This is a genomic window from Paenibacillus sp. FSL R7-0272, assembly GCF_037969905.1.
Taxonomy (GTDB): domain Bacteria; phylum Bacillota; class Bacilli; order Paenibacillales; family Paenibacillaceae; genus Paenibacillus; species Paenibacillus polysaccharolyticus.
Map to the genome: position 1 here is coordinate 4,109,033 of NZ_CP150221.1, position 12,163 is coordinate 4,121,195.

Here is a 12,163-nt window from a genome sequence, read left to right on the forward strand (position 1 = left end):
CTAGCGTACCTGCGCGGTAGTATGCTGCAGGTTGGTTTCTGCACAATCCTCGATCTCATGCGAATGACGCACATGGAAATGAATCTTGCCATTCGTGAGCGCCGCTTCCGCGCCAAGATAACTCTCCATGCGATCCATATCATGTGACACCATGAGAAACGTCATCCGATGATGTTCATGCATATGGGTAATCAGTTCGAAAAAACTGGCTTGTGACTCTGCATCAATCCCCACGGTAGGTTCATCGAGAATCAATAGATCCGGGTGATTAATTAACGCACGGGCCAAAAAAACACGTTGCTGCTGACCGCCGGACAGTTGTCCAATACGTTTGTTTGCGATATCCTCGATTCTCATAACCTTCATTGCATCGATGCATTGTTGCTGACCTTGACGAGAGATGCGGCGGAACATGTTTTTGTTGTTATACAGCCCGGACATAACAACCTCACGAACGGTAGCCGGGAACAACGGATTAAATGCATTTTTTTGTGGCACGTACCCGATCCGGTTCCAATCCTTGAATTTACGAATCGACTCTCCAAACAACTTGATATCCCCCTGCGCAGGAGGAAGTAGTCCTACCAGCATACGAAGCAACGTTGTTTTCCCTGCTCCGTTTGAACCGATAATACCTACAAAGTCACGTTGTTGAACCATAAAATTGAGATCTTGAATCACGCGCTGATCCCCGTAGGAAAAAGACAAATTCTCGATCTGGATAATCGGATCATGACATAATGGCATGATTTGCTGCATGGCAAAACCGCCCTTCATAATAAATAAAAATACGTAAATATCGTGCTTAACATTCCAAAAGTCTTCGCCGATGGAACAGCAAAGACTTCTGGATGTTTACCTTCATTCTTCTTATTTTAATGCGATCAGCAGATTTTGCAAATTTTTCTCCATCAAGGTGAAATAATCATCTTTGTTCTTCACCTGTTCCTGCGTCAGACCCTCAACCGGGTTCAACACCATCGTTTCTACCCCTGCTTCGCTGGCAAGTGTTTTGGCTAATTTGTCGGATACAAGCTCTTCAAAGAAAATGTACTTGATACCTTCATCTTTAACCAGTTTAGCCAGTTTTACAATATCCTGTCCAGTTGGTTCTGCATCCGGGGACAGTCCCATGATGGCATGTTGCTTCAAACCATAATCACGTGCAAGATAACCGAACGCTTGGTGTGACACTACAATTTCCTTCTTTGCTACGGATGCTAATTCATTCGTGAAACGCTGATCCAGTGCTTCAAGTTTGGTATGAAGCTCCTTATAACGTTGCTCGTAACCTGCTTTATGTGTAGGGTCAACTTCAACTAAACTGTTCTTGATATTTTCCGCCATGATCATTGCGGATTTGGGGCTAACCCATGTATGAGGATCGATATGATGGTCGGCTACTTGTTCCTCATTGCCACTCTCGTCTGCATGGTCATCGGCATGTTCATCCTCATGCTCTTCACCATGTCCGTGACCATCGTCTCCTTCTGCTGTTAACAACTTGACACCTTCGCTGACAGCCACGGATTTCACTTTTGTATCACTGTTCAGTGATTTCAAAAAGTTCGGCACCCATCCTTCCAGACCCGCACCATTGTATAAGAAAAGCTGTGCCTTGGACGTATTCACAATATCCTGGCTCTTCGGTGTCCAATCGTGCGGCTCTACTCCCGTAGGCAGCAAGTTAATAACATTGGCATCCTCTCCGCCAATCGCTGCAGTAAACGCATATACCGGATAAAATGTGGTCACCACATTAACTTTGCCTTCAACAATTTTGGCTGTATTCTCGTTGTTTTGCCCACATGCAGACAATACAAGCAAACTAAGTATGAGCAGACCGCTCCAAAGTAGCTTCATTATACTCCGTTTGCCAAGTTTGCTAGATCGATCTAATCGTGCCTGTCTCTTCTTTTGAATAAATGTCATATATAATTCACTCCGCATCACTTAATCGTAAATATTACTGAAAGAATTATAGGTAACCTGCTCCTAATTGTCAAGGCTCATGTCCTATTCATTCTTTCCCGAAGTGCGGAGTTCATAACAATATATGCTTGTTCTTCAGTTATCAGCTCTTTTTTCAGCATAAAAAAGCGGTCCGAATCACTTCGGACCACCCTTGGTTCAAACTTGTGACAATCTCTGTACGATTGAACACCCTAGTTGCTTGTCTTACACTTAAAAACTGTTTATTTCACTTGCGCGCCATTTGGCATACTGTCCGGTACGGTTGCCAGGGTTAGCTGATCCCCATGAGAAGCTGCCAGGATCATGCCTTGGGACAGCTCTCCACGCAGTTTTACTGGTTTGAGGTTGGTCACACAAATGACTTTACGTCCAACCATCTCTTCTGGCGAATAAAACTTTGCGATACCAGATACAACCTGACGTTGCTCATAACCAAGATCCAGTTGCAGCTTAAGCAATTTATCTGCTTTTTTAACAGGCTCACAAGCGATGACTTGTGCCACACGTAGCTCAACTTTGGCAAAATCATCAATACCGATCTCTTCCTTGCCTTCAGGTGCTGTTACCGTTTCTGCTGAAGCTGGAGTAGCGGCTCCTGCTTCTGCCTGGCTTGCATCGGACTGTGCTGCTTTTTGTCCACCTGTCATCGCTTCAGAAATATAAGCAATTTCCTGTTCCGCATCCAAACGCGGGAAGATCGGCTCGCCTTTGTGCAATGCGTTACCAGCAGGCACGATGCCCCATTGTTTCGCTGAATCCCAAGCTGTCAGCTCACCTTCTTGAATACCCAGCTGTTCCCAGATTTTGCGCGGCGCACGAGTCAGGAACGGCTGTAGAAGAATGGAGGCAATACGCAAGCTTTCAATCAGATGGGACATTACAGATGCCAGCTCATCCCGGTTCGCTTCATCACGAGCAAGAGCCCATGGTTGTGTTTCGTCGATATATTTGTTGCTACGGCTAACAAATTGACTGATCGCTGTAAGCGCCACAGAAAACTGCAAGTTCTCCATTGCTTGCTCTACTTTTTCCACCGTTGCATGCCCTGCTTCTTCCAGCGAAGCATCAAATTCCGTTACATTGGAAGCAAACGCAGGCGCTTTGCCTTCAAAGTATTTGTCGACCATCGCAACGGTACGGTTCAGCAGGTTGCCCAGATCGTTCGCCAGATCAGAGTTTACACGCTCTACGAAGCTTTCCGGTGTAAATGTACCATCGGAACCAAACGGTACTTCACGCAGCAAATAGTAACGAAGCGAATCCAGGCCGTAACGATCGATCAGGGTTACAGGATCTACTACATTTCCTTTGGATTTGGACATTTTTCCATCTTTCATCAACAGCCAGCCATGTGCAAATACCTTTTTCGGTAATGGCAGATCCAGCGCCATGAGCATAATTGGCCAATAAATCGTATGGAAACGAACAATTTCTTTACCCACCAGATGAACATCCGCTGGCCAGAACTTGTCGTACAATGAAGCATCCGAAGAGCCGTAGCCCAGTGCTGTAATGTAGTTGGACAACGCGTCAATCCATACGTAAACGACGTGTTTCGGATCGCCTTTAACTTTGACACCCCACTCAAATGTGGTACGGGATACCGCCAAATCCTCAAGACCCGGCTTGATAAAGTTGTTGATCATCTCGTTTTTGCGGGATTCCGGTTGGATAAAACCAGGATTCTCTTCGTAATATTTCAACAAACGATCTGCATATTTACTCATACGGAAGAAGTAAGATTCTTCTTTGACGAGTTCAACCGGGTGTCCGCTATCCGGACTTTTAGCCGAGATAATCTCGCCTTTCTCATTTTTTTCAACATCCACCAGCTGTGTTTCAGTGTAATAAGTTTCATCCGGGATGCTGTACCAGCCTTCGTACTCACCCTTGTAGATATCACCCTGCTTCAGCAAACGATCAAAGATATCTTGTACGACGGTTTTGTGACGCTCCTCAGTTGTGCGAATGAAGTCATCATTGGAGATGTCCAGCTTGTTCCACAGTTCCTTGATGCCTACGACAATCTCATCGATAAAGGCCTGTGGAGACAATCCTTTCTCCTGAGCCTTGCGCTCAATCTTCTGGCCATGCTCATCGGTACCTGTCAGATAGCGCACCTCGTATCCACGCAAGCGTTTGTAACGAGACATTGCATCACCTGCTACTGTTGTGTACGCATGCCCAATATGTAGCTTGTCGCTTGGATAATAAATCGGCGTTGTTAAATAAAATGTTTTTTGATCCGTCATGAATGACTTCTCCTCCTTCAATTGTTCTAACGAATACATACCAATCGCTCGAATGGAACCATCTTCCTGATCCGAAAATGAACACAAAAAAACTCCCGCCCTGTATGGGACGAGAGTATCTCTCACGTGTTACCACCCAATTTCCCCGCATTTTTCACAAAACGCAGGCTCTTCCGGTCCTTCGACCGCCCATTAACGCTGGATCACGCCTCAGGCTTACGACAATAGCGACAAGTCGCTGATTGCACGCTCGAAAGAGGTTCCTCCGGGACCATCTTCCATCCTCCTCCCAGACCGGTTCTCAGCTTCTCCGGCTCTCTGCACTGGGGGTGTGTCTGTACTTATCCCTTCACTGGAAAATCATATACAAAAAATATACTGAAATGCTGACCTTGTTGTCAAGTATACCACCGAATAGAACCAAGCTTCTGGGTTCCAGCTACCTGCTCTATAACACTTTGATCAGCAAAAATGAACATCAGCTCTTCTGCACATTACGGTTCGGATATCACTACATTTTTCTCCACCTTAGGCGGAACCAAATCTACACCGCCCGGATGAAACGGATGACATTTGGCAATCCGTTTCGCCGCTAGAAGGGAACCTTTGAGTGCACCATGCACTTCAATTGCTTCCATCGCATACGCCGAACACGTAGGATAGAATCGGCAGGTCGGCGGTTTTAATGGAGAGATATAATTGCGGTATACCCGGATTGGAGCTTGCACGATTCTACGCGAAAGTTTCATCTTCAATTCTTCCCGTGGCTGTGTGCATGCTGATGTGTAGATGACTTCTTCGCTGGAGCATGTTCAGCACAATCCTTGCAATATCCGAATACTTCAAACTTGTGATCCACGACCTGAAATTGCTCGGGAGCATCAGCAAGTTGCATCGGACAAAAAACGATCGGGTAGGTCTTCTGACACTTCAGGCAGATCATATGATGATGATGGTGGCCTTCGCTGCAATGTGCTCTGAACTTCACTCCATCTTCAAATATAACTTGCTCCAGCACGCCTAGTTCCTGCATTACACGCAAGTTTCGGTACACCGTGTCAAAGCTTAATCCGCTGTAAGTCTTACCCATATATTCGTAGACGTCCTTGGGTGTAAGATACCCCGGAGACTCGGCAAATAACCGTGCAAGTGTCTTGCGCTGATCAGTTATACGAAGTCCCTGTGAGGACATAGTTGATATAATCTCTTCCGTCGACAGCATGATTTACAGCACCTCCTGTCATACAAACCTTTTGCATTTTCATCATGCGACAAAATCTTTTGGCAAAAACCGTTGCTTCTGCTCTTTTTGTATACCTCTAATAATGCATGAAATGAAGAACAGAGTCAACGGAACCCTACACGCAAGTATAGGCGTTTTGCTTAAACTAAAAACTTAAACTAAAGACAAAGGACCCCATAAGTATGGAGTCCTTCGGTTGACGGTTCAGAATATAGGTCATACAGGTGACTTTTGGGGTGAACGGGTATATAAAATATAAGCTTTCACTCCAAACCGTACGGTTTGATTCACTAGAATATTACTTCTCAGCTGGAAGTGGGGTAAACAGAATGTTTACCGGCAAGTTGCTACCAGGGGCAGCAGAGAAAACAATGGTAACACTCTCACCGTAAGAACCTGTGCGATACAGCACATTTTGTTCATTCGGCGCACTTAGAGACTGGCTGTTATTCGACAACTGTACCAGCTGTCCATTCACAAGTGCTGAACCGTAATACTTTCCTCCGCGAGGATTAAACGAAATCAGTGTACGCGGAGCAACATTGTTCAGGGTGATTTTGTACAGTACACCGAAGTTACCAGCGTTAGAAGCGCTTGTGAAGGCCATCGGGTCTGTGCCGTCGAGATTCGGATCACTTGCATTATCCCCGAGTGGCAAACGGGAAGGCTTCGTGCCAACTTCCTGATCGTACGTAATGATTCGTGTTGCGTTTGGATAAGTCCCACGGTTATGAACGCCGTCACGGTCCAGAACTGGCAATGAGGACAACACGGCCATCGGATCTTTATTTTCTTCGATCATTACAATGTTGTAGTCAAGAGTATAATCACTGAAAGCGTCGGAATAAAGGGAGATGACCTGCCCTTCTTTCATCGGAATTTTGTTCAGTTCCGTCAGAATCAATTTACTTTCTCCTGGCTGGATGTATACTCTCTTCGAATCTGCTCCTGTTTGTATGGATTTGAACCAGTTATCGATGGACAATTTACCCGCAACGGTTGCAAATGGCGTCGGTCCTGCAAAGCCCATATTTTGCTGGTCGAATACTGCTGTGTATGGATTGTTATTGGTAGCAATCACGTACATTTTCACTCTTTTGCCCGTATTATTGACATGGTGAATCATGAAACGCGTCTGTCCAAAGGAAGATTCCTTGTAGACGATGCCTTCCTGGTTAACTGTCTCCGGACTGTTACTACGAATAAGCAAGCTTGGCTCATCCGTGTACGTAAACGGTACTTTTTCCATAGCAGGAACTTCCCCGCCGTTGAATGTAAATTTGTCCCCTACCGGTACGAACAATTTGTTGAAATCAGACTGATTATACAGCGTTTCGCTTGTGATCATAATCTCTTTCGTATAGGTGTTGCTCAGACCATGCTGATCTGTGACCGTAAGTGATACCGTCTTCGGTCCCGGAAGGAAAAATGCGAGTGCATTGTTGCTCCAGTCTCTTTTGATGATCGCATCCTCATCATCTGTACTTTGGTCGGTGTAGGAGATTTTTTCACCCATTTTGTATTCTTCCTTGTCTGTAGTAAACATCGCTACTGGGGGAAGATTCGGACGCTCCACTTTGATCGTAAGCGTATAAGGGTTACTCCACTGGCCACTGGAATCTTGAACCGTATAAGTCACCGTATAAACGCCTGGCTGATCAAAGGAATCTTGACGTCCAGTCCACTGCTCATCCACAATCGGAAGGCCGTTCGGCGAACTGTTTTTAGTCGTGTAGATCACTTGATCTCCTGCAAAAATTTCCTTTTGTACCGTAAAGCTGGCTACAGGTTTAGTGTTAAGCTTCAATACTACCGTCTTCGCAGGCTGATTAACGGTATATGTGATGTTCAGCGCTTGTGTAATGGACGTCAATGGAATCATGAACGTGTTTTTTTCTTGATAAGCGGGGCCTTTCATCGTTCTGGATTCTCCGTTAACGGTATACACTTTGCTGTTTGTTTTGAAACGAAGTTCGTCCGTACCGCTTAGAATGATCGTTTCTTTGGTTTTGTTATCATATTTTACGTCGTAACCTACCCGATCAACCAGAGCACGAATGGCTACATAGGAGACACCATTTTTTACAGCCATTGGCTGTCCAGCCAGATACGTTTTCCCATCCTGAACCATCTTGTTGCTATTCATATAAAGTGTCAGGTCTCCGGCAGATCGCACAGTCGCAGCTGTTCCACCAGTCGTTGGTTGCTCTACTTCAGCAGGTGTTGGTGTGTTTGGTGTGTTTGTTTCTTCACCTGTTCCTTGTTCCCCGTTTGCTCCTGTTGCCGGATTTACAGGTGTAGCTTCTGTTCCAGAAGGATCTGTTGTTCCCTGATTGGGTTCTATGGCGCTTTCATTGTTGGCAGGTTGTGAGTTGTTTGATGGATTGTTAGCAGGATCAGTCGTTGCTCCTGATTTTACTTCAGACTCAGCAATTGGCTGTTCTTTCTTTACAACCTCAACGGATTTCACTTTTGCGGTATTCACTGGCGTAGCTTCGCTTGAATCTGCTGCTTGTGCATTCGCAGGAATAACTGCAAAGGCCTGAAAAACAGCAAAAGCGGTGAGTATGGACAACTTCTTTTTCAAATTCATTCTTTGTCTTTGGCTCCTTCTGCTCCCATTTTATTAATATCCCCTCTAAAAGTCATATGATTAGACGCTCACAAACGGGAAAAGTTGCTAAAAATAATGAATAAGAATTGTAAACTTTTAATAGAAGTGAAAAACTATGAAAATAGTTATCTGTTAAAATAAACAAGCTGTATGGGTTAATCTAAAGATTTACCTAGCTCCAGTTGCAGAAGCATTTGTTCTAACCGTTGAGAGTAAAAAATAAAAAAAACAACCTCTACGAAATAATATTCGTAAAGGTTGCTTGTGAATAGATGTTCGCTTACCGCTTACTTTCCTGAACAAATGACGCTGGCTGTTTCTGCACGACCTTGCTCAATCAGGCGATATGCCCGTTCAACTTCTTCTTCGGTTGGAGAAGGTACGCCATCCAGCGGATAAACTTTACCCAGTGCTTCCCATTTGTAAATTCCCATTTGATGATAAGGAAGAATTTCGAACTTCTCTACTCCATTTAGCGTACCTATGAAACGCCCGAGATTTAACAAATCCTCTTCCTGATCATGAATACCAGGCACGTATACATGTCTGATCCACATTTTTCGACCATGATCGGATAACCATCTTGCTGTCTTCAACGTACGTTCATTGGATTTACCTGTGAGTTTGATGTGTTTCTCGTCATCGATATGTTTCAGGTCGAGTAATACAAGATCGGTATGGTCAAGCAGATCATGAATACGATCCGGTTCATTAAACCCGTTACTATCCAGTGTCGTATGAAGTCCCCAGCGACGTTTGACTTCCTTGAATATTTCTGCGACAAAGTGAGCTTGCAGGGTAGGTTCTCCGCCAGATATGGTAAGTCCACCGCCAGAGCTACGATAGTAGGACAGGTACGGCTGTATTTCAGCCAGTACCTCCTCTAATGTCATCTCTTTTCCACCATCCAGTGCCCACGTGTCAGGATTGTGACAATACTGACATTTGAGCAGGCATCCTTGCATAAAAAGCACGAAGCGGATACCTGGGCCGTCAACCGTCCCGAAAGTTTCGAGTGAATGAATATGTCCGTTAACCATGTTGCCTCTTCCTTTCTTTTCGCATCCGCTATGCGTTCATTTTTATGTTGAATCAGAATACTTGACTGGACTACTGGAAAAGTAACTTACATCGAACCGTGGAACGTACGATTGATAACATCCAGTTGTTGCTCACGCGTCAGTTTAATAAAGTTAACTGCGTAACCCGACACCCGTACAGTTAATTGCGGATATTGTTCCGGGTGATCCATTGCATCAATCAGTTGCTGACGATCAAATACGTTTACGTTCAAGTGATGTGCATTTTGACCAAAATATCCATCCATCATCGCAGTCAGATTGGATTTGCGTGTAGCATCTTCTTTACCCAGTGCTTTTGGCACAATGGAGAAGGTGTTGGAAATACCATCAAGGCTGTGTTCATAAGGCAGTTTTGCTACAGAACCGAGCGATGCCAGTGCACCTTTTTTATCCCGTCCATGCATTGGGTTCGCCCCTGGTGCAAATGGTTCGCCTGCTTTACGTCCATCTGGTGTTGTTCCTGTTTTCTTACCGTACACCACGTTGGAAGTGATGGTCAGTACAGATTGCGTTGGCATTGCGTTACGATAGGCTTTATGCTTGCGAATCATGCTCATGAAGCTTTCTACCAGCTCTACAGCAATGCTATCTACACTGTCATCGTTGTTGCCGTAACAAGGGAATTCACCTTCAATTTCAAAATCAACGGCAATGCCTTGTTCGTTGCGAATCGGTTTAACTTTGGCATATTTGATGGCACTGAGTGAGTCCGCTGCTACCGACAGTCCCGCGATACCACAAGCCATCGTACGTAGAATGTCACGGTCATGGAGCGCCATTTCAATCCGCTCGTAGCTGTATTTATCATGCATGTAGTGGATGACGTTAAGAGTGTTCATGTACAGTTTAGCGAGCCACTCCATCATCGGTTTGAAGCGTTTCATCACTTCATTATAATCCAGTACCTCACTTGTAATGGCAGGATACTCCGGACCAACCTGTGCTCCCGATTTTTCGTCACGTCCACCGTTGATCGCATACAGTAATGCTTTCGCCAAGTTGGCACGTGCGCCGAAGAACTGCATTTGTTTACCGATCTTCATTGCAGATACACAGCAGGCAATACCATAATCATCGCCATAGATTGGACGCATCAGATCATCATTTTCATACTGGATGGAGCTGGTTTCGATCGATACTTTACTGCAATAATCTTTGAAAGCTTCAGGTAACTTCGTGGACCACAGAACAGTCAAGTTCGGCTCTGGAGCAGGTCCCAGGTTGTGCAGTGTGTGCAGGAAACGGAAGCTGTTTTTGGTTACACGTGTCTCGCCGTTGACGGACATCCCGCCGATGGACTCTGTTACCCATGTTGGGTCACCACTGAACAATTCGTTGTAATCCGGCGTGCGCAGGAATTTGACAATCCGCAGTTTCATAACAAAGTGGTCAACCAGTTCTTGAGCCTGTTCTTCAGTCAGGATACCTTCTTGCAAATCACGTTCAATGTAGATATCCAGGAATGAAGATACACGTCCCAGGGACATTGCAGCACCGTTCTGTTCTTTGATCGCTGCAAGGTAGCCGAAGTACAACCATTGGAATGCTTCTTTAGCCGTTGTTGCTGGTAATGAAATATCGAAGCCATGCATCTCGCCCAGTTGTTTCAGTTCTTGCAGTGCACGAATCTGTTCGGATAACTCTTCGCGCAAACGAATGACATCTTCATCAATAACATCAACTTCAAGTGCATTGAGCTCACCTTTTTTGTTACGAATCAGGAAGTCTACTCCGTACAAAGCTACCCGGCGATAGTCACCGATGATCCGGCCACGACCGTAAGCATCCGGCAAACCTGTGATAATACCCGCTTTACGTGCTGCACGCATCTCGGAAGTGTAAGCATCGAATACACCTTGGTTATGCGTTTTACGAATATTTGTAAATATATCAATGACACCTTGTGGCATTTCGAACCCGTATGCTTCACAAGCATCAATCATCATGCGAATTCCGCCGAATGGCTGAATGGAACGTTTGAACGGAGCGTCTGTTTGAACTCCGACAATCTGCTCTTTGCTTTGATCCAAATATCCCGGTTGGTGGGAAGTAATTGTTGCAGGCGTATTCACATCAACGTCAAGCACCCCACCGTTATCCCGTTCTTTTTTGGTCAGGTCGGATACAATATCCCACAATTCTTTAGTATTCTGGGTTGCACCTGCAAGGAACGCCTCATCGCCATAGTATGGGGACAGGTTATGTTCCAGAAAATCATTCACATTAACCGTCTTGGTCCATGTTCCTTTGGTAAAGTTTCTCCAGCCTGTTTGTTGTTTAACATCTTTTTCGATCACCGACATCGTAATCCCTCCGCTTATTTGGATTTCTGGACACATTATATTGTTGCAATAGACGTATCATCATGTGTCCAAAGCCGCGATTTATGTGAATTGTTTCACATGATCCGGAACACGTTCTCTCTACTGGGGAACCGGAACCGCGGAATGAATGTTTTTCTTATATTTTCAGTATACGTCGAGCAAGTCACACCATCTGTGATTTTTATCACAAACTTTGGATGTTGTCTTATTGCACTGCGCCACGGTTGTTCACACTTGACCACTCCGCGGGCAGAACAACTTCAGATCGCCGTTATCCCCGGATTTTTTCGATTCACTTTTCCAAAGTGAAAATCCGGTGATAAATGCGAACGCTTCGCTTCTTCCGTCTGTCCTGCCCGCTCCGTTATCGTGTGAACCTCTCTGTGCAAACAGCCACCTCCCCCTTTGTTCCTAGCATTTTGGGGAACCATTGCTCCGCTATGCTCGGAGCAACCAAGGGCATGATATAGGTTCCTGAAAAACGGACGCTTCGCTTCTCCGTTTTTCTGCCCATTTTTGTGCTGCTTACGCGGGTATCAATTTGCTACAACTCTACTGGTACGTTCTTCGTGTGACCTCGTTCATTCATGGGACTAGATCGCTCCTGAAAAACGGACGCTTCGCTTCTCCGTTTTTCTGCCCATCCTTTTTCTACTGCTTACGCGGGTATCACT

9 protein-coding genes are annotated in these 12,163 nt (G+C 45.2%); all 9 read right to left on the minus strand.

The window, feature by feature from the left end:
• Entirely contained in the window at positions 1-759 is a 759-nt protein-coding gene (locus tag MKY23_RS18270; RefSeq protein ID WP_090922564.1) for a metal ABC transporter ATP-binding protein, read from the minus strand.
• Between the two features lie 111 nt (positions 760-870).
• Positions 871-1,863: a zinc ABC transporter substrate-binding protein gene (locus tag MKY23_RS18275; RefSeq protein WP_253500025.1), complete on the minus strand. Its 993-nt coding sequence runs from the start codon at positions 1,861-1,863 to the stop codon at positions 871-873.
• A gap of 332 nt (positions 1,864-2,195) precedes the next feature.
• On the minus strand, positions 2,196-4,265 hold the full coding sequence (gene metG, locus MKY23_RS18280; protein ID WP_339831291.1) for a methionine--tRNA ligase: 2,070 nt from the start codon (positions 4,263-4,265) through the stop codon (positions 2,196-2,198).
• Between the two features lie 455 nt (positions 4,266-4,720).
• A complete protein-coding gene (gene yidD, locus MKY23_RS18285) occupies positions 4,721-4,975 on the minus strand; it encodes a membrane protein insertion efficiency factor YidD (protein ID WP_090922569.1) in 255 nt (84 codons plus the stop codon).
• A gap of 2 nt (positions 4,976-4,977) precedes the next feature.
• Complete coding sequence (locus MKY23_RS18290; protein ID WP_090922571.1) at positions 4,978-5,448, minus strand: Fur family transcriptional regulator; 471 nt, start codon at positions 5,446-5,448, stop codon at positions 4,978-4,980.
• Positions 5,449-5,767: 319 nt separating this feature from the next.
• Positions 5,768-8,062 (minus strand): stalk domain-containing protein, encoded by a 2,295-nt coding sequence (locus MKY23_RS18295; protein WP_154957668.1) that lies wholly within the window; start codon positions 8,060-8,062, stop codon positions 5,768-5,770.
• A 308-nt stretch (positions 8,063-8,370) separates the two neighbouring features.
• The gene (gene pflA / locus MKY23_RS18300; protein ID WP_090922575.1) at positions 8,371-9,123 is read right to left on the minus strand and encodes a pyruvate formate-lyase-activating protein; all 753 of its coding nucleotides are present in this window, start codon (positions 9,121-9,123) and stop codon (positions 8,371-8,373) included.
• A gap of 86 nt (positions 9,124-9,209) precedes the next feature.
• Positions 9,210-11,468: a formate C-acetyltransferase gene (pflB, locus tag MKY23_RS18305; protein WP_090922577.1), complete on the minus strand. Its 2,259-nt coding sequence runs from the start codon at positions 11,466-11,468 to the stop codon at positions 9,210-9,212.
• 281 nt (positions 11,469-11,749) lie between these two features.
• Positions 11,750-11,878, minus strand: coding sequence for a hypothetical protein (locus MKY23_RS18310; RefSeq protein ID WP_260510846.1), 129 nt, complete (start codon positions 11,876-11,878; stop codon positions 11,750-11,752).
• Between the last annotated feature and the right edge of the window lie 285 nt (positions 11,879-12,163).